Annotated in this window: 21 protein-coding genes and 1 tRNA gene; 16 read left to right on the forward strand and 6 right to left on the reverse strand. The window is 56.0% G+C overall.

The genetic code is table 11. The features are described 5' to 3' along the window. Positions 1-273: 273 nt before the first annotated feature. Together ABLV11_RS25190 and ABLV11_RS25195 are read right to left on the reverse strand one after the other, a co-directional pair. Positions 274-345 (reverse strand) — tRNA-Arg (locus tag ABLV11_RS25190). Between the two features lie 74 nt (positions 346-419). Next, positions 420-1,316: a formate/nitrite transporter family protein gene (locus tag ABLV11_RS25195; protein ID WP_004104191.1), complete on the reverse strand. Its 897-nt coding sequence runs from the start codon at positions 1,314-1,316 to the stop codon at positions 420-422. A 258-nt stretch (positions 1,317-1,574) separates the two neighbouring features. Here ABLV11_RS25195 and mlaA point away from each other — a divergent pair, with 258 nt between their 5' ends. Next, complete coding sequence (gene mlaA / locus ABLV11_RS25200) at positions 1,575-2,336, forward strand: phospholipid-binding lipoprotein MlaA (RefSeq protein ID WP_004104189.1); 762 nt, start codon at positions 1,575-1,577, stop codon at positions 2,334-2,336. Between the two features lie 62 nt (positions 2,337-2,398). Here mlaA and fadL read toward each other — a convergent pair whose 3' ends face one another. Beyond that, complete coding sequence (fadL, locus tag ABLV11_RS25205) at positions 2,399-3,763, reverse strand: long-chain fatty acid transporter FadL (protein ID WP_004104187.1); 1,365 nt, start codon at positions 3,761-3,763, stop codon at positions 2,399-2,401. Between the two features lie 371 nt (positions 3,764-4,134). Between fadL and ABLV11_RS25210 the strand changes: the two genes are divergently transcribed. From ABLV11_RS25210 to sixA, 4 genes are all read left to right on the forward strand, one after another. Further along, positions 4,135-4,419: a YfcZ/YiiS family protein gene (locus ABLV11_RS25210; RefSeq protein WP_004114294.1), complete on the forward strand. Its 285-nt coding sequence runs from the start codon at positions 4,135-4,137 to the stop codon at positions 4,417-4,419. 159 nt (positions 4,420-4,578) lie between these two features. Further along, a complete protein-coding gene (gene fadI / locus ABLV11_RS25215) occupies positions 4,579-5,889 on the forward strand; it encodes an acetyl-CoA C-acyltransferase FadI (protein WP_126489396.1) in 1,311 nt (436 codons plus the stop codon). Continuing rightward, entirely contained in the window at positions 5,889-8,033 is a 2,145-nt protein-coding gene (gene fadJ / locus ABLV11_RS25220) for a fatty acid oxidation complex subunit alpha FadJ (RefSeq protein ID WP_126489736.1), read from the forward strand. The genes fadI and fadJ overlap by 1 nt, the downstream gene beginning before the upstream one ends. 209 nt (positions 8,034-8,242) lie before the next feature. Next, positions 8,243-8,728 (forward strand): phosphohistidine phosphatase SixA, encoded by a 486-nt coding sequence (gene sixA, locus ABLV11_RS25225; RefSeq protein WP_014230284.1) that lies wholly within the window; start codon positions 8,243-8,245, stop codon positions 8,726-8,728. Between the two features lie 20 nt (positions 8,729-8,748). Here sixA and smrB read toward each other — a convergent pair whose 3' ends face one another. Beyond that, positions 8,749-9,300: an endonuclease SmrB gene (gene smrB, locus ABLV11_RS25230; protein WP_004104178.1), complete on the reverse strand. Its 552-nt coding sequence runs from the start codon at positions 9,298-9,300 to the stop codon at positions 8,749-8,751. A 167-nt stretch (positions 9,301-9,467) separates the two neighbouring features. Between smrB and prmB the strand changes: the two genes are divergently transcribed. From prmB to ABLV11_RS25260, 6 genes are read left to right on the forward strand one after another with little or no spacing between them, the layout of a single operon-like run. After that, on the forward strand, positions 9,468-10,400 hold the full coding sequence (gene prmB / locus ABLV11_RS25235) for a 50S ribosomal protein L3 N(5)-glutamine methyltransferase (protein ID WP_024274529.1): 933 nt from the start codon (positions 9,468-9,470) through the stop codon (positions 10,398-10,400). A 37-nt stretch (positions 10,401-10,437) separates the two neighbouring features. Continuing rightward, positions 10,438-11,523 carry a chorismate synthase gene (aroC, locus tag ABLV11_RS25240; protein WP_224330239.1) on the forward strand — a complete coding sequence of 362 codons (1,086 nt, stop codon included), beginning with the start codon at positions 10,438-10,440 and terminating at the stop codon, positions 11,521-11,523. A 3-nt stretch (positions 11,524-11,526) separates the two neighbouring features. Continuing rightward, positions 11,527-12,351 (forward strand): penicillin-insensitive murein endopeptidase, encoded by an 825-nt coding sequence (mepA, locus tag ABLV11_RS25245; protein ID WP_126489395.1) that lies wholly within the window; start codon positions 11,527-11,529, stop codon positions 12,349-12,351. Continuing rightward, on the forward strand, positions 12,351-13,160 hold the full coding sequence (locus tag ABLV11_RS25250; protein WP_004104169.1) for a sulfite exporter TauE/SafE family protein: 810 nt from the start codon (positions 12,351-12,353) through the stop codon (positions 13,158-13,160). The genes mepA and ABLV11_RS25250 overlap by 1 nt, the downstream gene beginning before the upstream one ends. Then, positions 13,160-13,708, forward strand: a complete 549-nt coding sequence (locus ABLV11_RS25255; RefSeq protein ID WP_126489394.1) for an elongation factor P hydroxylase — start codon at positions 13,160-13,162, stop codon at positions 13,706-13,708. Before ABLV11_RS25250 ends, ABLV11_RS25255 begins: the two co-directional genes overlap by 1 nt. A 31-nt stretch (positions 13,709-13,739) precedes the next feature. Further along, the gene (locus ABLV11_RS25260; protein WP_004104165.1) at positions 13,740-14,018 is read left to right on the forward strand and encodes a YfcL family protein; all 279 of its coding nucleotides are present in this window, start codon (positions 13,740-13,742) and stop codon (positions 14,016-14,018) included. Between the two features lie 63 nt (positions 14,019-14,081). Here the strand turns inward: ABLV11_RS25260 and mnmC are convergent, their stop codons facing one another. After that, a complete protein-coding gene (gene mnmC / locus ABLV11_RS25265) occupies positions 14,082-16,070 on the reverse strand; it encodes a bifunctional tRNA (5-methylaminomethyl-2-thiouridine)(34)-methyltransferase MnmD/FAD-dependent 5-carboxymethylaminomethyl-2-thiouridine(34) oxidoreductase MnmC (protein WP_224330240.1) in 1,989 nt (662 codons plus the stop codon). Positions 16,071-16,228: 158 nt separating this feature from the next. Here mnmC and fabB point away from each other — a divergent pair, with 158 nt between their 5' ends. Both fabB and ABLV11_RS25275 read left to right on the forward strand, forming a co-directional pair. Next, positions 16,229-17,446 carry a beta-ketoacyl-ACP synthase I gene (fabB, locus tag ABLV11_RS25270; RefSeq protein WP_004104161.1) on the forward strand — a complete coding sequence of 406 codons (1,218 nt, stop codon included), beginning with the start codon at positions 16,229-16,231 and terminating at the stop codon, positions 17,444-17,446. Positions 17,447-17,652: 206 nt separating this feature from the next. Then, the gene (locus tag ABLV11_RS25275) at positions 17,653-18,828 is read left to right on the forward strand and encodes an MFS transporter (protein ID WP_004104159.1); all 1,176 of its coding nucleotides are present in this window, start codon (positions 17,653-17,655) and stop codon (positions 18,826-18,828) included. A 38-nt stretch (positions 18,829-18,866) separates the two neighbouring features. Here ABLV11_RS25275 and flk read toward each other — a convergent pair whose 3' ends face one another. Next, positions 18,867-19,826, reverse strand: coding sequence for a flagella biosynthesis regulator Flk (gene flk / locus ABLV11_RS25280; protein ID WP_224330242.1), 960 nt, complete (start codon positions 19,824-19,826; stop codon positions 18,867-18,869). Between the two features lie 123 nt (positions 19,827-19,949). Between flk and pdxB the strand changes: the two genes are divergently transcribed. The 3 genes from pdxB (at position 19,950) to truA (ending at position 22,975) form a co-directional block, all read left to right on the forward strand. Next, on the forward strand, positions 19,950-21,086 hold the full coding sequence (gene pdxB, locus ABLV11_RS25285) for a 4-phosphoerythronate dehydrogenase PdxB (RefSeq protein WP_224330244.1): 1,137 nt from the start codon (positions 19,950-19,952) through the stop codon (positions 21,084-21,086). Between the two features lie 63 nt (positions 21,087-21,149). Next, a complete protein-coding gene (locus ABLV11_RS25290; protein WP_004114277.1) occupies positions 21,150-22,163 on the forward strand; it encodes an aspartate-semialdehyde dehydrogenase in 1,014 nt (337 codons plus the stop codon). Continuing rightward, the gene (gene truA, locus ABLV11_RS25295; protein ID WP_004104154.1) at positions 22,163-22,975 is read left to right on the forward strand and encodes a tRNA pseudouridine(38-40) synthase TruA; all 813 of its coding nucleotides are present in this window, start codon (positions 22,163-22,165) and stop codon (positions 22,973-22,975) included. The genes ABLV11_RS25290 and truA overlap by 1 nt, the downstream gene beginning before the upstream one ends. Positions 22,976-22,990 lie beyond the last annotated feature (15 nt).

Consider the following 22,990-nt stretch of genomic DNA (forward strand, 5'->3'; position numbering starts at 1 on the left):
TAGCTATTATTACAGGGAATGATTTGCATTTAATTATTTATGTAGTGAATTGAATCCGGAGGTGTATACGACGTTAATGACAATACGGGATCGTGTGCTTTAGCTGGAGGTGGGAGTTCTCAGAACGTAAACTGTTCGATAAACGCCGGTTAACGAGCGTAGCTGGAAGGTTGAACAGCGGGCTGCCATCGCTTGCATCAGGCCTGCAACACGAAAATATCTCTAAAGGTGGCGGGGTGTCAGGCAGGGATTTCCTGATGTAACAAGGCAGATTGTCCCCTGCAGGAATCGAACCTGCAACTAGCCCTTAGGAGGGGCTCGTTATATCCATTTAACTAAGGGGACATGGCGCCGGGATTATAGCGTTATTTTCGGCGCACGTTAAGCTTGCGCGGCCCAACTGCTTAATCTATAGCCATTTAGCGCTTTTTTCTCTCTTCAGCCGCACGGGCTTTCTTCTCGTGGCTCATATCATTACGGATCTGAGCATGGCTTAATAACGCGAAAATAAAGGTCCCACCGCAGATGTTTCCGGCAAGGGTCGGGAGCGCAAACGGCCAGATGAATTCCTGCCACGGCAGCGTGCCGTTGAACACCAGGTAGAAAATCTCGACGCTGCCCACCACAATATGCGTAGTGTCCGCCAGGGCGATAAGCCAGGTCATCAGGATGATGACGATAATTTTCGCGGAGCCTGCGGCGGGAAACATCCACACCATGGTTGCGACCAGCCAACCGGAGATAATCGCATTGGCAAACATCTCCAGCGGAGGGTTTTGCATCACCTTCAGGCTGATTTTAAGAAAGGCTTCGCGAGTCGGTTCATCGAACACGGGCATGACATCGAACGCCCATGCTGCGATAGCGGTTCCAATTAAGTTACCCGCCAGTACAACACCCCATAAACGTAACAGCAGGCCGATATTGCTGAGCGTGGGTTTATGCATAATCGGCAGGACGGCGGTGACGGTATTCTCGGTGAACAGCTGTTGCCGAGCGAGAATGACGATAACAAAGCCAAAGGTGTAGCCGAGATTTTCCAGCAAAAAACCGCCGGGCAGCTCGCTGAGATGGACATGGAATATGCCTTTGGCAACCAGCGAAGCCCCCATTGAGAGTCCTGCTGCAATCGCTGACCAGAGGAGCGCCATGGCATCGCGCTCAAGCTCTTTCTCTCCTTCCTGGCGAATCACTTCATGCGTAGCCATCGCCTGTGAAGGCAGGCGTTCTTCATCCACCTCAATTTCTTCACCATTCTGTTTTTCTTCACTTTCAACCTCAACATCTTCACTATCATGGTGAGTTTGCGGCTTCATAACTTTTCCTCAACGGCTGGTCTTTATTATAATCGTAGAGCGGTTTCGGTTATTTGGAGTGGATAAGCTCCTAAATTCTTTGTAATGACAAGATTAGCAATACGGAAATTGCAAAATGTGTATAGAATCGGGGGCATCAACAACGATGCCAAAAAAGGCTATGCTGAAAGCAGGCACATGCTTACGGGCGATATCTTAATGGAGGCGGCTGTCCTCGGATAACCCCCAGCGATAGCTAAAATTAACAGGGAGATACCTATGAATTTTCGCCTGTCGGCGCTTGCGCTTGGCGCCACATTGCTGGTGGGGTGCGCCAGTTCTGGTTCTGGCGATCTACCGCAGGGGCGTTCAGATCCGCTTGAAGGTTTTAACCGAACCATGTTCAACTTCAACTACAATGTTGTCGATCCTTATGTTCTTCGGCCTGTTGCCGTAGCGTGGCGAGATTATGTTCCGCAGCCGGCGCGTAATGGTCTGAGCAATTTTACCAGCAACCTTGAAGAACCTGCGGTAATGGTGAACTCCTTCCTGAAGGGCGATCCCTATAAAGGTATGGTGCACTTTACGCGTTTCTTCCTGAACACACTCCTCGGGATGGGTGGGCTGGTTGATGTAGCGGGAATGGCGAATCCAAAACTGCAACGCGTTGAGCCTGCTCGCTTCGGTAGCACCCTGGGTCACTATGGTGTGGGATACGGCCCCTATGTGCAGTTGCCTTTCTACGGCAGCTTTACGCTGCGTGATGAAGGCGGTGATATGGCTGATGACTTGTATCCGGTTCTTTCCTGGCTGACATGGCCGATGTCTATTGGTAAATGGATGGTAGAGGGAGTCGAAACCCGCGCGCAGCTGCTGGATTCCGATGGCTTGCTCCGTCAGTCCTCCGATCCGTATATCCTGATGCGTGAAGCTTACTTCCAGCGTCATGATTTTATCGCCAACGGCGGTAAACTTTCTCCGAATGAGAACCCCAACGCTCAGGCGATCGAAGGCGATCTCAAAGATATCGATTCACAGTAACCGTCGGGTTGAAAGTAAAAAGGGTGAACATGATGTTCACCCTTTTTTGTTGCTGCTGTTGATTAGAAACGGTAGTTAAAGTTCGCGCCGTACAGCCAGGCTTTACCTTCTGATTTAAAGGTATACGGCCCTTCTGTAAATTCGACGTGCTGACCGTGCATATAGGACACACCGACGTCGACGGAAGCATCTTTATTAAAGGCGTAAGTCGTACCGGCGCTGAGCCACAGGCGATCCTGATCCGGGATAGAGATAGAACGATTAGAAGCCGGAACCGGGCTATCATCAAAGGCGATACCGGTACGGAAGGTCCAGTTATCGTCATGGTAATAGGTGGTACCCAGAGCGATACGATAGGAATCTTTAAAACCTTCATCTTTATAGAACAGCGTTTCGCCGCCGCTGGTTTTGGTGGCTTTCAGCTCCTGGAACTGGCTCCAGCTGGTATAAGCCAGGCTGTAGTGAACGGCCCATTTTGGCGCTACGCGGTTATAACCTGAGATTTCCCACATTTCGGGCAGATTCAACGTCAGAGAACCGCCGATTGTCGAACCACCTGTGCCGTAAGGCAGTCCCAGACCGAGGGCAGAGTTAATAGGGTTGAGGGATGACGGCAGACTGCTCTTATAATCTCCGTCAAAATCAACTTTGACCTCAGAGCGGTAGGTTAAGCCGTAGCGGTTGTTTTTATCGACTTCATATAAAATGCCCGCATTCCAGCCGAAGCCCCACTCATCACCCTTCAGACGAGCGATTTGCGTATCGCGGCTGATACCGCCAGCCTGTTGACCAATTGCCGCGGCCTGGGCCGGAGAGAGTTTGCCGGCTTTCACCATTCCCGGTAGCTGCGCGCCGATAATATCCGGTAAATCGCCCGCGTAGCGCTCTAGTTTAGCTCTGGCATAGACGGCGTCAAAGCCTAAACCAAAGCTCCAGTGATCGTTGAGACGATAGGCGCCGCTCAGATTGAGGTTGAGGGTTTCGAGGTCGGTTGTACCGCCCATTGAGCCCGCGGCAAAATCATTGTTGAATTCGGTGGCTAAACCATAGTTAGACGTCAGAGAAGCCCCCCAGCCAAACTGGTCGTTAATCGGCGCCACAAAGTGCAGATTGGGTACCCATGCGGTTGGCGCGATATTGTCCTGGCTGGCGTCATTACCGATAACTGAACTGCCGGTGACGTTGACATCAGGATCGACAAAAATAGCGCCGCCCGAGAAAGTCGGACGGTCGAACATCATAATCAATGCCGGGTTACGGCTGACGTTTCCAGCATCGTCAGCAATAGCTCCTTCACCTGAATAGGCGCGACCAAGGCCCGATGAAGAGAATTCGTTTAACTGAAAGCCTGCCGACCAGGCCTGGCTTGAAACAAGTGCTACAGCCACTGCAAGGGCAGATTGGGTAAGGCGGGTTTTCTGGCTCATGCCCATAACCTCATAGAGTTATTTTTATTTAAACAATGTTACATGCTGTAACAGGAGCGCGAAGTGTAGGGTCTGCTTTACGACAGAGAAATCAGACCAGTGCGCTGAGTATAGGTCTGACCAGATGATATGTTGCAAGTTTGTTTATAAGTTTTTTCAATTGTGATCTAAGAAACGCGATCCAGTTGGCAAATTTGCCGGGGTACCCGCAATCCAAAGCAGGCACTTTTTGTTTTGGATCATTTTTAAGTGTGATTTCGGTCACTTATCTCCTTTGTCGCCATTAACGACTGGAGGCAGGCATGCCCCGGGCGTAAAATAAGCACATTATTTGTCTGGCACCCTGAGTGCATATACAGAGGAAATCTACAATGAGTAAATGCAGTGCTGATGAAACCCCGGTTTGCTGCTGTATGGATGTTGGTACCATCATGGACAACACCGATTGCACCGCATCTTATAGCCGCGTGTTTGCGAACCGCGCCGAAGCGGAAGAAATGCTTGCCGCATTGAGTGAAAGAGCGCGTAACGTTGAATCGGAGCCGTGCAAAATCACCCCGACCTTTACTGAAGTTGATGGCGGCGTGAAGCTGGATATCGATTTCGTGTTCAGCTGCGAAGCTGAAACCCTGATTTTCCAGCTCGGCCTGCGTTAATCCCTTCCCAAACGCTCCTCCTCGCAGGGGCGTTATCTTTTCTAATCAATGTGTTTTGGCTCGCACTTTTTCTGTTCCCCGATTGGCTTAATGTAAAATATTAGTTAAAACTGTTATCAGGTCAGACCACTTTGTTTTATTGGTTAACAGGGGAGCGTTATGAGTCAGGCATTACCGCTAGTTACCCGTCAGGGCGATCGTATCGCCATCGTCAGCGGTTTACGTACGCCGTTTGCCCGGCAGGCGACGGCTTTCCACGGCGTTCCAGCCGTTGATTTAGGTAAGCTGGTGGTCGGCGAAATGCTGGCTCGCAGCAATATCCCCGCGGATATAATAGACCTGCTGGTATTTGGTCAGGTGGTACAGATGCCGGAAGCACCGAACATCGCGCGGGAAATTGTGCTGGGTACCGGTATGAGCGTACATACTGATGCCTATAGCGTCAGTCGCGCCTGTGCGACCAGCTTTCAGGCGGTGGCCAACGTCGCCGAGAGCCTGATGGCGGGAACCATTCATGCAGGCATCGCCGGCGGGGCCGACTCCTCTTCCGTATTGCCCATTGGCGTGAGCAAAAAACTTGCCAGAACGCTTGTTGATGCCAACAAAGCCCGCACTTTGGGACAGCGCATGAAGCTCTTTTCCCGGCTGCGTTTCCGCGATCTTCTCCCTGTGCCACCAGCTGTTGCCGAATATTCCACCGGTCTGCGGATGGGCGATACCGCTGAGCAGATGGCGAAAACGTGGGGTATCACGCGTGAGCGGCAGGATGCGCTGGCGCTTCGTTCGCACCAGCTTGCGGTGAGGGCCTGGGAGGAAGGGAAATTAACGGCAGAAGTCATGACTGCCTACACGCCGCCGTTCCGTGAACCTCTGGAACAGGATAACAACATCCGTAAGAATTCAACGCTGGCAGATTACCAAAAGTTACGTCCGGCCTTCGATCGCAAACACGGTAGCGTGACCGCCGCTAACAGTACGCCGTTAACCGATGGGGCGGCGGCGGTGATCCTGATGACCGAATCCCGGGCTAAAGCGCTTGGGCTAATCCCGCTGGGCTACCTGCGCAGCTACGCTTTTACCGCGATTGATGTTCGTCAGGATATGCTGCTGGGTCCGGCGTGGTCGACACCGCTGGCGCTGGAAAGAGCCGGGCTGACGCTGGCCGATTTAACCCTGATTGATATGCATGAAGCCTTTGCTGCGCAAACGCTGGCGAATTTGCAATGCATGGCCAGCGATCGATTTGCCCGTGAGGTACTTGGCCGCTCGCAGGCTATCGGCGAAGTCGATGAGAGCAAATTCAACGTGCTTGGCGGTTCGATTGCCTACGGCCATCCCTTTGCCGCCACCGGCGCGCGAATGATTACCCAAACGCTGCATGAACTGCGGCGTCGCGGCGGAGGGTTTGGGCTGGTTACCGCCTGCGCGGCGGGTGGGTTGGGTTCAGCTATGGTTCTGGAGGCCGAATGATGGAAACCGTATCGGCATTTACGCTTGAGGTTCGCCCGGACAATATCGCCGTCATCACCATTGACGCGCCAGGTGAAAAAATGAACACCCTGAAAGCTGAGTTCGCCAGCGAGGTGCGGGGAATTATCCGTCAGCTCCGTGACAATAAAGAACTGCGCGGCGCGGTATTTATTTCAGCAAAAGCGGATAACTTTATCGCCGGGGCCGATATCAACATGATTGCCCGCTGTCATTCCGCTCAGGAAGCGGAGGCGCTGGCCCGCCAGGGGCAGCAAATCATGGCCGAGATCCACGGGCTCCCCATTCCAGTGATTGCCGCAATTCACGGCGCATGCCTGGGCGGCGGCCTGGAACTGGCACTGGCCTGCCACGGGCGGGTATGCAGCGATGATAATAAAACCCGGCTTGGCCTGCCGGAAGTTCAGTTGGGCCTGCTGCCAGGTTCTGGCGGCACCCAGCGTTTACCGCGATTAATTGGCGTCAGCAGCGCGCTGGAGATGATCCTGACCGGCAAACAGCTTCGCCCGCGTCAGGCTCTGAAGGCGGGACTGGTCGATGAAGTGGTGCCACAGACCATCCTGCTACAAACCGCAGTTGAACGGGCTCTTAAAGGTCGTCCGGCAAGCCGTACCGTCCCGGCGCGCGAACGTATTCTCGCAGGACCTCTCGCCCGCAGCCTGCTGTTTCGTCTGGTAGCGAAAAAGACGCATCACAAAACCCAGGGCAACTACCCGGCAACTGAGCGCATTCTGCAGGTGATTGAGACCGGACTGGCGCAGGGATGCAGCAGCGGATACGCAGAAGAAGCCCGCGCTTTTGGCGAGCTGGCGATGACGCCGCAATCGCAGGCGCTACGATCGATTTTTTTCGCCAGCACCGATCTTAAAAAAGATCGCGGTGCGGATGCTCAGCCCGTCGCGCTGCGTAGCGTAGGCATTCTTGGCGGAGGACTGATGGGGGGCGGCATCGCCTACGTCACCGCATGCAAAGGAGAATTGCCGGTCCGCATTAAGGACATTCAGCCGCGCGGGATAAATCATGCATTGAAATACAGTTGGGATCTGCTCGATAAACAGGTGCGCCGCCGCTATCTGCGCGCCAGCGAGCGCGATCGCCAGATGGGGTTGATTACCGGTTCGCTGGATTACCAGGGTTTTGCCCATCGCGATGTGGTGATCGAAGCGGTATTTGAAGATCTGGCGCTCAAGCAGAAAATGGTCAGCGAAGTGGAACAACACTGCCACCCGGAGACGATCTTTGCCTCTAATACGTCGTCTTTACCGATCGCAGAGATCGCGGCGCAAGCGAGCAGACCTCAGCGGGTTATCGGCCTGCACTTTTTTAGCCCGGTAGAAAAAATGCCGCTGGTCGAAGTGATTCCACATCGTGGTACCGATCGGCAGACTATTGCCACGGTGGTAAAGCTGGCGAAGCTGCAGGGGAAAACGCCGATTGTCGTCGCGGATAAAGCCGGATTTTATGTTAACCGAATTCTCGCGCCCTATATTAATGAAGCCATGCGCCTGTTAATAGAAGGGGAGCCGATCGATCACATTGATAAGTCGTTGGTTCAATTTGGCTTTCCGGTAGGGCCAATTCAGCTTCTTGATGAAGTGGGGATCGATACCGGCACTAAAATTATTCCCGTTCTGGAGGCGGCATGGGGAGAGCGTTTTAGCCCGCCTGCAAACATCATTAGCGCAATTCTGAATGACGATCGCAAAGGGAGAAAAAATAACCGGGGTTTCTATCTTTATGCGGCAAAAGGGCGTAAAAGCAAAAAACGGCCCGACCCGGCGATTTACAACCTGCTGGGTATCGCTTCTCCACAGGCGCGCTTGTCCGCGCGGCAGGTGGCGGAACGCTGCGTCATGATGATGCTCAACGAAGCGGCGCGCTGCTTCGATGAGCAGGTTATTCGCAACGCTCGCGATGGCGATATCGGCGCCGTGTTTGGCATTGGTTTTCCGCCGTTCCTTGGCGGCCCGTTCCGCTATATGGATAGATTGGGGGCGGGGGAAGTCGCAGCGATTTTGCAGCGTCTGGCCGCTCAATACGGCCCGCGTTTTACACCATGTGACACTTTGTTACACATGGCCGAGCAGGGGGCGACCTTTTGGCCCGCTGATGAACGTACGACCTAAGTTGTGGTCAAAGAAGGTAAATCCGTTAGTGAATGGCGCGGTGCTTTGGCGATTTTGTAAGCGATAGTTGACTATACTTACGCCATTGAGGTAAAAAACAGCGTTTCATTCGTTGAATGGATCAGGCACAATGCCCGGCCACCGGGTCACCTGCGTATCGTCTACGTGGGTAAGACCGCGGTGCTTCTGGTTAACAAAAGCGGTGCAATATGCAAGTTTTTATCATGCGTCACGGCGACGCTGCCCTCGATGCAGCCAGTGACTCGGTTCGTCCATTAACCGTCTGCGGTTGCGATGAGTCTCGTCAGATGGCAACCTGGCTGAAAGGTCAAAAAGTGGATATTGAGCGAGTTCTTGTCAGTCCCTACCTGCGTGCAGAACAGACGCTGGAAATCGTTGGGGAGTGCATGAATCTGCCAAAAGATGTCGACGTGATGCCGGAACTCACGCCGTGCGGCGATGTTGGCATGGTCAGCGCTTATCTCCAGGCGCTGGCGAATGAAGGTGTGGCGACGGCGCTGGTCGTGTCCCACCTCCCTCTGGTGGGGTACCTCGTCTCAGAGCTGTGCCCGGGGGAAACTCCCCCGATGTTCACCACTTCGGCGATTGCCTGCGTTACGCTTGATGCCAGCGGCAAAGGCGAGTTCAACTGGCAAATGAGCCCCTGCAATTTGAAGATGGCGAAAGCTATCTGATTTCCTCCGGAGCCGACGTTTTACGGAAGCTCCGGCGGTTGCCACTCTTCAACTTCAATCAGTACCAGCAGTGCGGCGTCACCGCCGTACTCTTTTGGTGCCTGATGAAACGCCATGATATGCGGGTGCTGAGCCAGCCATAGCGGCGTTTGCTGTTTGAGAATATGCTTCCCATGCCCGTGCATTACGCAGGCGCAAAATACGTGCTCGCGACGGCAGGCGGCAATCAACGCCCCCAGCTCCTGCTTGGCCTGCTGCTGGGTCAAACCGTGCAGATCGAGAAACAGCTCCGGCGAATAATCACCCCGACGCAGTTTTTTCAGCTCAAAGTGGCTGACGTCAGCACGCACATACTTCACCGATCCTTCGGTATTCAGCAACGGCTGAAACTCATCGGAAAAGTAGTGGCTGTTATCGGCCTGCTCCTGGAGCAGCCGCTTGGGCGGTACTTCAGCGATTTTTTTGCGCTGCGGACGGTGAACAATGGTGTCCTGCTTAATCTGACGAGTGCCGGTCATTAGCTGCCGGAACAATGCCTGATCCTCCTCGCTTAGCGTTGTTTTCTTTTTCATTACCTGGTCTCATTTTTTCTTTGCCGGTAGTTTACCCGACTCGCCACGCATCCAGGCAAGGAAAACCTCTTTTTCCCCCTCAGCGTGACGTAAGAATGCTGATTTATCCCCGTCTTCGTGGCAAACTAGCCGCCGAATTTATAGCAGAGCGTGCCCTGGGGGATAGCGTGGATAAAATTTTTGTTGATGAAGCCGTTAATGAGCTTCATACCATTCAGGACATGCTGCGTTGGGCGGTTAGTCGCTTCAGCGCTGCAAATATCTGGTACGGACACGGTACCGACAACCCGTGGGACGAAGCGGTGCAGCTGGTGATGCCGTCGCTGTATCTGCCGCTCGATATTCCGGAAGATATGCGCACCGCGCGCCTGACTTCCAGTGAGAAACACCGCATCGTTGAGCGCGTGATTCGCCGCATTAACGAACGCATTCCGGTCGCTTATCTGACCAACAAAGCCTGGTTCTGCGGACATGAGTTTTACGTCGATGAGCGCGTGCTGGTGCCGCGCTCGCCGATTGGCGAACTCATTAATAACCATTTTTCCGGCCTGATTGACCACTATCCGCAGCACATCCTCGATATGTGCACCGGCAGCGGCTGTATCGCTATCGCCTGCGCTTACGCTTTTCCGGAAGCGGAAGTCGATGCGGTCGATATTTCCCCTGACGCGCTGGCCGTTACCGAGCAGAACGTAGAAGACCATGGCTTAATTCACCACGTGACGCCAATTCGCTCCGATCTGTTCCGCGACCTGCCGAAGGTGCAATACGATCTGATCGTCACTAACCCGCCGTACGTCGATGAAGAAGATATGTCCGACCTGCCGGGTGAATATCGTCATGAACCGGTTCTCGGCCTGGCGTCCGGTAGCGATGGCCTGAAGCTGACTCGGCGGATCCTGGCCTGCGCGCCGGATTATCTCAGCGATGACGGTATCCTGATTTGTGAAGTCGGCAACAGCATGGTACATCTGATGGAACAGTATCCTGACGTTCCATTTACCTGGCTGGAGTTTGAAAACGGCGGCGATGGCGTCTTTATGCTGACTAAACCGCAGCTGATTGCCGCCCGCGCGCATTTCGGCATCTATAAAGACTAAAACAACACGCAAACATAACGACAAGAACGGAGCCGTGATGGCAGGAAACACAATTGGACAACTCTTTCGCGTCACGACGTTTGGCGAATCGCACGGCCTGGCGCTGGGCTGTATCGTCGACGGCGTACCGCCCGGCATTCCGCTAACCGAAGCCGATCTGCAGCACGATCTCGATCGCCGACGTCCGGGAACATCGCGCTATACTACCCAGCGCCGCGAACCGGACCAGGTTAAAATCCTCTCCGGCGTATTCGAGGGGGTGACTACCGGGACCAGCATTGGTCTGCTGATTGAGAATACCGATCAGCGTTCTCAGGATTACGGCGCGATTAAAGACGTTTTCCGCCCGGGTCACGCTGACTACACCTACGAACAGAAATATGGCCTGCGCGACTATCGCGGCGGCGGTCGTTCCTCTGCCCGTGAAACCGCTATGCGCGTGGCTGCCGGAGCGATTGCCAAGAAATTCCTCGCCGCGAAATTCGGGATTGTGATTCGCGGCTGCCTGACCCAGATGGGGGATATTCCTCTGGCTATCAAAGATTGGGAACAGGTTGAACAAAACCCGTTCTTCTGTCCGGATCCGGAGAAAATTGAAGCGCTCGATGAACTGATGCGCGGCCTGAAAAAAGAGGGCGACTCCATCGGAGCGAAAGTAACCGTGGTGGCCGATGGCGTTCCGCCTGGGCTCGGTGAGCCGGTATTTGACCGCCTCGATGCGGACATTGCGCACGCGCTGATGAGCATTAATGCGGTGAAGGGCGTGGAAATTGGCGATGGTTTTGAGGTGGTGAAGCTTCGCGGCAGCGAAAACCGCGATGAAATTACCAAAGCGGGTTTCCAGAGCAACCACGCGGGCGGCATTCTCGGTGGTATCAGCAGCGGTCAGCAGATCGTGGCGATCATTGCGCTGAAGCCTACCTCCAGTATTACCGTTCCGGGACATACGATTAATCGCTCTGGCGAAGAAGTCGAGATGATCACCAAAGGGCGTCACGATCCCTGCGTTGGCATTCGTGCGGTACCGATTGCCGAAGCGATGCTGGCGATCGTGCTTATGGATCACTTTATGCGTCAGCGCGCGCAAAATGGCGACGTGACGACATCAATTCCACGCTGGTAATAGATGAAAAAAACCGTTATCGCACTGCTGGCGCTTTTCGCCAGCGGTACCAGCCTGGCGGCAACGCCGTGGCAGAAAATCACCCAGCCCATCAGCGGCAGCCCGCAGTCGATCGGTGCATTTGCCAATGGCTGCATCGTTGGCGCGCAGGCGCTGCCGTTAAACGCCACCGGCTATCAGGTGATGCGTACCGATCAGCGCCGCTACTTCGGCCATCCGGATCTCGTGCAGTTTATTCAGCGTCTAAGCAACCAGGCGTATAACAGAGGTATGGGAACGGTACTGATTGGCGATATGGGGATGCCGGCCGGGGGGCGTTTCAACGGCGGTCATGCCAGCCATCAGTCCGGGCTTGACGTCGATATTTTTCTGCAGCTTCCGCAGGCGCGCTGGAGTTCAGCTCAGCTGCTGAAGCCGCAGGCGCTGGATCTGGTGGCCCGCGATGGTAAGCGCGTCGTGCCGTCGTTGTGGAGCCCGCAAATTAGCCAGCTGATTAAGATGGCGGCGGAAGATAGCGACGTCACGCGTATTTTCGTCAACCCGGCAATTAAGCAGCAGCTGTGCCTGGATGCCGGTAACGATCGCGACTGGCTACGCAAAGTTCGCCCATGGTTCCAGCACCGGGCGCATATGCACGTGCGCCTGCGCTGTCCGGCAGGCAGCCTTGAGTGCGAAGATCAGGCTCCGCCACCGGCCGGCGATGGCTGCGGTGCGGAATTACAAAGCTGGTTTGAACCCCCTAAACCAGGATCAACCCCACCTGTGAAGAAGACGCCGCCTCCGCTGCCCCCTTCCTGCCAGGCGCTACTGGATGAGCATGTTCTTTAATGGATAGTTTTATCGATCTTTTTATGGTATCGCCGACGGTAATGGTGGTGCTGTTTTTCGTGGCCATTCTGGCGGGATTTATTGACTCCCTGGCGGGCGGCGGCGGGCTATTAACCGTCCCGGCACTGATGGCGGCGGGTCTTCCTCCAGCGCAGGCGCTGGCAACGAATAAGCTGCAGGCCTGCGGCGGGTCGCTGTCCGCTTCGCTTTATTTCATCCGCCGCAAGGTAGTGAATCTGGCCGACCAGAAGCTCAATATTCTGATGACCTTTCTCGGCTCGACCGGCGGCGCGCTGCTGGTCCAGCACGTCCAGTCTGATGTTCTCAAACAGATACTGCCAATTCTGGTTATCGGCATTGGCCTCTATTTTCTGCTGATGCCGAAACTCGGCGAAGAGGACCGGCAGCGACGTCTGTACGGTCTGCCGTTTGCCCTGGTGGCTGGCGGCTGCGTCGGTTTTTACGATGGTTTCTTTGGCCCGGGCGCCGGATCCTTTTACGCGCTGGCTTTCGTCACCCTGGCGGGGTTCAATCTGGCAAAATCGACCGCGCATGCAAAATTGCTTAACGCGACGTCCAACGTTGGCGGCCTGCTGCTGTTTATTATTGGCGGCAAGGTGATTTGGGCGACCGGCTTTGTGATGATGGCCGGGCAGTTTATCGGCGCTCGCGCGGGATCGCGACTGGTGCTGAGCAAAGGACAGTCACTGATTCGGCCAATGATCGTTGTGGTGTCGGCGGTGATGAGCGCGAAACTTCTTTATGATAGCCATGGACAGGAGATCCTCCGCTGGTTGGGGATGAACTAATGAACAGTACGCATAAATACGAACAGCTGATCGAAATCTTCGACGGCTGTTTTGCCGATGATTTTAATACCCGTCTGATTAAAGGCGATGACGAACCGATCTATCTTCCAGCAGATGACGAGGTGCCCTATAACCGCATCGTCTTTGCCCACGGCTTTTATGCCAGCGCGCTGCACGAGATTTCGCACTGGTGCATTGCCGGAAAGGCGCGCCGCGAGCTGGTTGATTTCGGTTACTGGTACTGCCCGGACGGACGCGACGCGATGACCCAGTCAAAATTTGAAGATGTCGAGGTGAAACCTCAGGCGTTCGACTGGCTGTTTTGCGTGGCGGCGGGATATCCGTTTAACGTCAGCTGCGACAATCTGGAAGGGGATTTTGAACCCGATCGGATCGCTTTTCAGCGGCGGGTACATGCCCAGGTCATGATCTATCTGGAGCAAGGGATCCCTGAGCGTCCCGCGCGTTTTATCAAGGCGCTGCAAGAATATTACCAAACGCCGCCTTTGACGGCAGAACAGTTCCCGTGGCCGGAAGACCTGCACTAAGGCCGCGCTTTACATAATATGAGGAAAGAAGATGATCGCGGAGTTTGAATCACGCATTCTGGCGTTAATTGACAATATGGTAGACCACGCCAGTGATGATGAACTGTTTGCCGGCGGTTATCTGCGCGGCCACCTGACGCTGGCGGTGGCCGAGCTGGAAGGAGAAGGGGAGCATACTGCGCAGGCGGTGCATGATAAAGTGACCCAAAGCCTGGAAAAAGCCATCAGCGCGGGCGAACTGTCGCCGCCGGATCAGATACTGGTGCAGGGAATGTGGGACAGTTTGTATCAGAAGGCGATGCAGGCGTAGTTCTGTAGCGCTTCCTTAAGCCGACGCCCGGCGTTCATCCCGCCGGGCACGGTTCCTCCGCTATTATTTCACCGCTCTCCCTTTCAGCAGTTTTCTTACCCATAGCCGGTTCGGATTCAGCGCAGCTAGCGTCTCTTGATCCATCGGTAATGGCTCATTGCTCATTTGCGCCGCGAGGATCTCTGCCGCGAGCGGGGCGGAGCAGAGGCCGCGCGAACCCAGCGCTCCCAGCATATAAAGATTGCGGTAAACCGGCGCTGCTCCGGCCTTATCCTGATGTTCAGCCAGCGAGGCATATTCACTTAAGGTCGCGTCATAATCAGGCACGCTGCCGACCATCGGCAAATGATCGCGCGTCGCACAGCGCACGCCGCTGCGGGACTCATTCGCGCTTACGTCAACCTCCCGCGTCCATTGCGCCTGCGGGAAACAGTCTATCAGACGCTGTCGATTCTGCTGCTGATCGTCGGCGCTAAACGCGGTATCCGTCTGTCCACGATGATAGCTGGCGCCGATGCAGTGCTGCTGGTTGTACGGGTTTTGCGGCGTCAGGTAGCCGTTGTAGCACAGCACCTGGCGTAAAGACGATAGCCCTGGCGTTGTTGGTATATGGCTGACCTGGCCGGCGACGGGATACATCGGAAGATGCTCCGTCTGGCTGAAGCGGGTTACCTGATGGCCATTGGCCAGCACCACGACTTCATGAAACTGACGATCGTTTAATTGCCAGCCGGTATTGTCCGCGCTGATAGTCTCTACGGGATAGCGGTAGTGAACCCGTAATCCGCGAGTGGCGGCGAGCGCCAACAGTTCTGCGGTTAACTGCTGGGGGCACAGCCAGCCTCCGGCGGGATAGGTTATTCCTCCGCAGCCGGTTTCCACTCCTGCTTGTTCCGTAGCGCTCTGCGCATTAACGGCGAGGGCGATTTCCGGCGGCAGATTAAGCTCAACCATCTGGGCAATTTTATGCGCGCTTTTTTCATCCCAGCCCAGCTGCGTCACCCCGCACCAGTCATGATCGAACATGACCGGCAGATCGTCGTAGAGGCGGAGAGCGAAAGTAAATGCAGCGGGGAAAAAGCGGGCCAGGGCGGGGTCGTGCTGGCTGAGCAGCGGATAGAGCGCTCCCTGACGATTGCCGGATGCGCCTTGTGCCGGAGCGTCATCGGCGCAGTATAGTGTCACCTGCCACCCGCGCCGCAGCAGCGCCAGAGCGAGCAGGGCGCTGGCGATCCCTCCGCCAACAATCGCTGCATCGCGCTGTTCGGTGCCGCTGCGGGCAAACCACGGCGCACGCGCGGGAAAGTTGAGTTGTTGATTCATTTCCCCGATGAGCATTTCTCGCTTGCGGCCAAAGCCCTTGCGTTTCTGCATGCTGAAACCGGCGTCCTCCAGCCCGCGGCGCACAAAACCTGCGGAGGTAAAAGTAGCCAGAGTGCCGCCGGGTCTCGCCAGGCGAGCCATTGCCGCAAAGAGTTCCGCCGTCCACATGTCCGGGTTTTTGGCGGGCGCAAAGCCATCCAGAAACCAGGCGTCTACCTGCTGATTGAGCGAGTCGTCCAGCTCGTTGGTCAGCTGGTTAATATCGCCAAACCATAAATCCAGCGTGATGCGGCCCTCGTCCAGCAGCAGTCGATGACAGCCGGCAAACGGCAGCGGCCAACGGGCCTGCAGCTGCTCGGCCCAGGGCGCAAGCTCCGGCCAGTGCTGGTGAGCGAGGCGCAGATCGTCCGCGCGCAGCGGGAATTTTTCGAAACTGATGAAGTGTAATCTTTGCAGGGTAGCCTGAGGGTTATCGCGGCGAAAAACGTCAAACGCCTGCCACAGCGTCAGAAAGTTAAGGCCGGTACCGAACCCGCTTTCGGCAACCACAAATAACGGACGTGAATGTGTTGAAAAACGTTCGTTGAGCCGGTTGCCGTCGAGGAAAACGTAGCGCGTCTCTTCCAGACCGTTGTCATTGGAAAAGTAGACATCGTCGAAATCTCGGGAAACAGGTGTACCCTCAGCGTTGAATTCCAGGTTGGCAGGTTGTATGGCGTTTTGTTTCACGTAAGTTACTCGAATCACAAGGCGTAGAACGATCTTAACGATGTGTGCCTGAGGGCGCAAATTTATACACAAATTGGCTGATCGGACTTGTTCGGCGTACAAGTGTACGCTATTGTGCGACTCGAAACTTAATATAGTGCGACTTACAGAGGTATTGAATGAAACGTGCAGTGATTACTGGCCTGGGCATCGTTTCCAGTATTGGTAATAACCAGCAGGAAGTCCTGGCATCTCTGCGTGAAGGACGCTCCGGGATCACTTTCTCTGAAGAGTTTAAAGATTCGGGAATGCGCAGCCACGTATGGGGCAACGTTAAACTGGATACAACCGGTTTGATCGACCGTAAAGTGGTTCGTTTCATGAACGATGCCTCTATCTATTCCTATCTCTCCATGCAGCAGGCGATTGAAGATGCAGGCCTGAAAGATGAGGTCTATCAGCAAAACCCGCGCGTGGGCCTGATTGCCGGTTCTGGCGGTTCTTCTAAGTCTCAGGTTTTTGGCGCTGATGCCATGCGCAGCCCGCGCGGCCTGAAAGCTGTAGGTCCTTATGTGGTGACCAAGGCGATGGCATCCGCGGTCTCCGCTTGCCTTGCAACACCTTTCAAAATTTACGGTGTGAACTACTCCATCAGCTCCGCCTGCGCAACGTCTGCGCACTGCATCGGTAATGCTGTGGAACAAATCCAGCTGGGCAAACAGGATATCGTGTTTGCCGGTGGCGGCGAAGAGCTGTGCTGGGAGATGGCGTGTGAGTTCGACGCGATGGGCGCGCTGTCCACCAAATATAACGAAACGCCGGATAAAGCTTCCCGTACTTATGATACCCACCGTGATGGTTTCGTTATTGCTGGCGGCGGCGGTATGGTTGTGGTTGAAGAGCTGGAACATGCTCTGGCGCGCGGCGCGCACATCTATGCTGAAATCGTTGGCTACGGCGCAACTTCCGATGGCGCAGATATGGTTGCCCCGTCCGGTGAAGGTGCGGTTCGCTGCATGAAGATGGCGATGGAAGGCGTAGATACGCCGATTGACTATCTGAACTCCCACGGTACCTCTACGCCGGTAGGCGACGTGAAAGAGCTGGGGGCGATTCGCGAAGTCTTCGGCGATAACAGCCCGGCTATCTCCGCGACCAAAGCGATGACCGGTCACTCCCTGGGCGCCGCTGGCGTACAGGAGGCTATCTACTCTCTGCTGATGCTGGAACACGGCTTTATTGCCCCGAGCATCAACATTGAAGAGATGGACGAACAGGCAGCTGGTCTGAACATTGTGACCGAGCCGACCGAGCGTGCGCTGACTACCGTAATGTCTAACAGCTTCGGCTTTGGCGGTACTAACGCCACGCTGGTGATGCGTAAATACAGCGCATAACGAGCATGCTTTGCAAGGGGAGCCTGCCGGCTCCCCTTTTTTGTATTCTTGACAGACCCCTGGGTGTAAAGGCAAACTCCTGCCACAACATTATTCTCTCAGATAATGCGTAAGCGTTTAACGTCATCCAACGCGCCTTAAACCTGATAATCAGGTGGAGAGGGCGTGGCCATCACCTCGCCTTACTCTGCGAACTGGAGTAAAGCATGTCCGCAGTCACTGAAACAAAAAAAACGCCTTCAGCGAATGGCTCGCTGTTTCGGATCACTTTCGCCGTTTTTCTTACCTATATGACCGTTGGCCTGCCGCTGCCGGTTATCCCCTTGTTCGTTCATCAGGAACTGGGCTTCGGCAACACCATGGTTGGTATCGCCGTTGGTATCCAGTTTCTGGCGACCGTATTAACACGCGGCTATGCAGGTCGCCTGGCGGACCAGTACGGCGCGAAACGCTCTGTGCTACAGGGGATGCTGGCCTGTGCGCTGGCTGGAGGTGCCTGGCTATGCGCCGCGCTGCTGCCGGTCCCCGTAATGGCGAAGTTTGGCCTGCTGGTGCTGGGCCGTCTGATCCTGGGGTTTGGTGAAAGCCAGCTGCTCACCGGCAATTTAAGCTGGGGAATGGGGCTGGTGGGCCCGATGCGCTCAGGTAAAGTGATGTCGTGGAACGGCATGGCGATATACGGCTCGCTGGCGGCCGGAGCTCCGCTGGGGCTGCTGATCTACAGCCATTACGGCGTTGCAGCGCTGGCCGGCGTCACCATGGTGCTGCCGCTGGTGGCGTGGGCAATTAACGGCACGGTGCGTAAAATTCCTGCCCACGGCGGCGAGCGTCCGTCGCTGTGGAGCGTGGTGGGAATGATCTGGCGGCCCGGTATCGGTCTTGGACTGCAGGGCGTCGGTTTCGCGGTGATAGGCACGTTCGTCTCCCTCTATTTCGCCAGCAACGGCTGGGCGATGGCCGGTTTTACCTTAACCGCGTTTGGTGGAGCATTTGTGCTGATGCGCGTGCTGTTTGGTTGGATGCCGGACCGCTTCGGTGGGGTGAAAGTGGCCATCGTTTCGCTGTTGATTGAGGCGGTAGGCCTGGCGCTGCTCTGGCAGGCGCCCAATGCCTGGGTCGCGCTGGCGGGCGCGGCGCTAACCGGCTGCGGTTGCTCGCTTATCTTCCCGGCGCTGGGCGTAGAGGTTGTGAAGCGGGTACCGCCGCAGGTTCGAGGAACGGCGCTTGGCGGCTACGCCGCGTTTCAGGATATCTCCTACGGCGTCACCGGCCCGCTTACCGGATTGCTTGCGACTTCTTTAGGCTATTCTTCCGTCTTCCTGGCGGCGGCAATATGCGCCGTGCTGGGGATCCTCATTACGCTGGTATCGCTGCGTAAATAGGCCTTTTGTTCGGCCCGGTATACGGGCCGAACAGGCGGTTAAATCACTAACCACAGCAAAATAAGCCCCGCGAGCAGCGTCAACGCGATAGCCCACGGCTTTTTAAACGCCAGCCACGGCGATGAAGGCGGCGCCTGAACCAGCGGGATCGCCAGCGTCTCTTGCGCTCTGGCGACCCTGAGCACGAAAATTTTGTTCAGCAGCGTCAGCAGCTGGGCTGCGCTTAGCGGCGTTTGCGCCGTTGCGTGCCAGCTGGTTTGCGCAAAATCCATCACTCTTTGCCACTCCGCGGCTTCAAGCGGCTGCTTCAGGGCGGCCTGCAATGACATCAGCGTCGGCGTAGCCTGCGTACTGAGCGTTTGCCGCGCATGGAGCCAGTAAGAGAGGGGAGTAAAGTGGGTCGCCGGGATCAGTTCCCCGCTTTTGACGCCGCTTAGCTCCAGCATCGACTGCCAGATGAGCTTGCTGGACTCCCCGGTAGCTGCTGCCAGTTTGGTCACCTGTTGATTGAGCGTATTGTGCTCCGCTGGCAGCAGTGGACGATGGGTTGGCGGGCGCTGCTGCGGCTGAGGAATCGAGAGCTGGCCGCTTTGCAGCAGTTGCAAAACGTTCTCCAGCTGCGGCTGGGTGAGCGCATGCAGCGCGGTTTGACCGTCATGCTGACGAATATAATCGCTGACCGCCTGACGATTATTACCCTGGTTCAGCAGTTCGCTCAGCTGCGCCAGGATTTGCCGGCGGTGGTGATTCTGTTGGGCAAGGATTAAGCGCTGGTTCAGGCTGTGTTCGGCGGCCGCAAAATGGCTTGCCAACAGTGGGGCGTCGTTTTTCAGGCTCAGATCGTGCTTTACGCAGGCCCACACTTCCGCACTTTGCTGCGATGTTAACGCCACCAGGCGCGTAATGAGCCGCTCAAGCGCGGTGCGCTGCTGGGTAGTGAGCGGAGGTTCGCCTGTCCCCGGAGGGCGATCGGACATACCTGAAACGGGATGCGTCATGATTAATCCTTTGCGTAGTGCTGTACTAAATTACTGTACTCAGGGCCGGGTGGTGATGTTCCTGGCGGGCAGATTATGGCACACTTCCCCGGTTTACTCTCGCTCTCAGACAGGTACTGAACCGTGAAAATCCTCGTTGATGAAAATATGCCCTATGCGCGTGAGCTTTTTAGCCGCCTGGGGGAAGTGAAGGCCGTTGCGGGTCGTCCCGTTCCGGTCGAAGCGCTCAATGACGCTGATGCGCTGATGGTGCGATCCGTCACCAAAGTTAACGAAGCGCTGCTCTCCGGCAAGGCTATCAAATTTGTTGGCACCGCAACGGCAGGCACCGACCATGTCGATCAGGCGTGGCTGCAGCGGGCGGGAATCGGTTTTTCCGCGGCGCCGGGCTGTAACGCTATCGCGGTGGTGGAATATGTCTTTTCAGCGCTGCTCATGCTGGCTGAACGCGATGGCTTTGCGCTGCGCGACCGTACCGTCGGGATCGTGGGCGTCGGCAACGTGGGCGGGCGCCTGCACAAACGTCTCGAGGCGCTGGGAATTAAAACGCTGCTTTGCGATCCCCCGCGCGCCGATCGCGGCGATGAGGGCGACTTCCGTCCTCTTGACGAGCTGGTGCAGGAAGCCGATATTCTGACTTTCCATACGCCGCTCTATAAGGAAGGGCAGTACAAAACGCTGCACCTGGCGGATGAGGCGCTGATTCGCCGCCTGAAGCCGGGGACGATATTAATCAACGCCTGCCGTGGGGCAGTGGTGGATAACGCTGCGCTGCTTAAACGACTACAGGAAAATCACCCGTTAAGCGTGGTGCTGGATGTCTGGGAGCCGGAGCCGGACCTGAATATCGAGCTGCTCAAGCGGGTGGATATTGGTACGCCGCATATTGCCGGCTACACCCTTGAAGGAAAAGCGCGCGGTACGACCCAGGTTTTTGAGGCCTACAGCGCGTTTATTGGCCACCCGCAGCAGGTGGCGCTGGACACGCTGCTACCGGCGCCGGAGTTTGGCCGCATTACGCTGCACGGGCCGCTCGATCAGGCAACGCTAAAACGGCTGGCGCATTTGGTGTATGATGTGCGCCGCGATGATGCGCCGCTGCGAAAAGTCGCGGGCGTTGCGGGCGAGTTCGATAAGCTGCGCAAGAATTACCAGGAACGTCGCGAATGGTCTTCGCTGTACGTGCAGTGTAGTGATGCCCAGGCGGCGACGCTGCTGCGCCAGCTTGGCTTTAACGCCGTACATCATCCTGTTCGTTAATATCATCTTAATGCTCCTGCTGGATAATCCGGCAGGGCCGCTTTTTTTCTGGAGTACACCACCATGTCTGAAGGCTGGAATATTGCCATACTGGGCGCAACGGGCGCCGTGGGCGAAGCCCTGCTCGAAACTCTTGCCGATCGTCAGTTCCCGGTGGGGGATATTTATGCCCTTGCGCGTAGCGACAGCGCCGGTGAACATCTGCGTTTTGCGGGCAAGTCGGTTCTCGTTCAGGATGCGGCGGAGTTCGACTGGACCCAGGCCCAGCTGGCATTTTTTGCCGCGGGTGTAGAAGCGACCGCAGCGTATGTCGAAGAGGCCACGAACGCGGGCTGCCTGGTGATTGACTTAAGCGGTCTGTTTGCTCTGGAGCCGGATGTGCCGCTGGTGGTGCCGGATGTTAACCCGTTCGTACTGGCGGATTACCGCAACCGCAACGTTATCGCGGTAGCGAATAGCCTGACAAGCCAGCTGCTGTCGGCGTTAAAACCGTTGATCGATCAGGGCGGCCTGTCGCGTATAAGCGTAACCAACCTGCTTTCTGCTTCCGCTCACGGTAAAAAAGCGGTTGATGCGCTGGCGGGCCAGAGCGCTAAATTACTCAACGGTATGCCAATCGATGACGATGATTTCTTCGGCCGCCAGCTGGCGTTCAATATGCTGCCGCTGCTGCCCGATCGTGAAGGAAGCGTGCGCGAAGAGCGACGTATCGTCGATGAAGCCCGCAAGATACTGCAGGATGACGGTCTGATGATCTCCGCTAACGTCGTGCAGTCGCCGGTGTTCTATGGCCACGCGCAGATGGTGAGCTTTGAAGCGCAGCGTCCACTGGCGGCCGAAGAGGCGCGCGATGCCTTTAGCCGCGGGGAAGATATCGAGCTGTCCGAAGAGGGCGAATTCCCGACGCAGGTCGGGGATGCTTCCGGCAACGCCCGCCTTTCCGTCGGCTGCGTGCATAACGACTATGGTATGCCTGAACAGGTGCAGTTCTGGTCAGTCGCCGATAACGTTCGTTTTGGCGGCGCGCTGATGGCGGTGAAAATCGCTGAGAAGCTGGTTCAGGAGTATTTGTACTGATGTCTGAGATGGAGCAGCCGCCGGTCTACAAAATCGCGCTGGGCATCGAATACGATGGCAGCAAGTACTACGGCTGGCAGCGGCAGAACGAAGTCCGCAGCGTACAGGAGAAGCTGGAAAAGGCGCTCTCGCAGGTAGCGAACGAGCCTGTTAACGTTTTTTGCGCGGGCCGTACGGATGCCGGCGTTCACGGAACCGGCCAGGTCGTGCATTTTGAAACGCGCTCGCAGCGTCAGGATGCCGCATGGACCCTGGGCGTCAATGCCAATTTACCCGGCGATATCGCGGTTCGCTGGGTGAAGCGGGTTCCTGAGGATTTTCACGCCCGCTTCAGCGCCACCGCGCGCCGCTATCGTTATGTTATCTATAATCATCGTCTGCGGCCGGCGGTATTGAGCCGCGGCGTAACCCATTATTATCACCCGCTGGATGCAGAACGGATGCAGCGCGCCGCTCAGTGCCTGCTGGGAGAGAATGATTTCACCTCGTTTCGTGCGGTGCAGTGCCAGTCGCGCACGCCGTGGCGGAACGTGATGCACATTAACGTCACTCGTTATGGTGCATATGTGGTGGTGGACATCAAAGCGAATGCCTTTGTACATCATATGGTAAGGAATATTGTCGGCAGTCTGATGGAAGTAGGTGCCGGTAACCAGCCAGAGAGCTGGATTGCAGAACTTCTGGCGGCAAAAGACAGGACGCTTGCCGCCGCAACGGCAAAGGCGGAAGGATTGTATCTGGTGGCGGTGGATTACCCGGCGCGCTACGACCTCCCTGTCATGCCGATGGGCCCGCTGTTTTTGGCGGACTAACCTGGTCATTAAGGG

This window comes from Klebsiella sp. GW_Kp181 (genome assembly GCF_040062315.1).
In the GTDB taxonomy this organism is placed as follows: Bacteria; Pseudomonadota; Gammaproteobacteria; order Enterobacterales; family Enterobacteriaceae; genus Klebsiella; species Klebsiella oxytoca.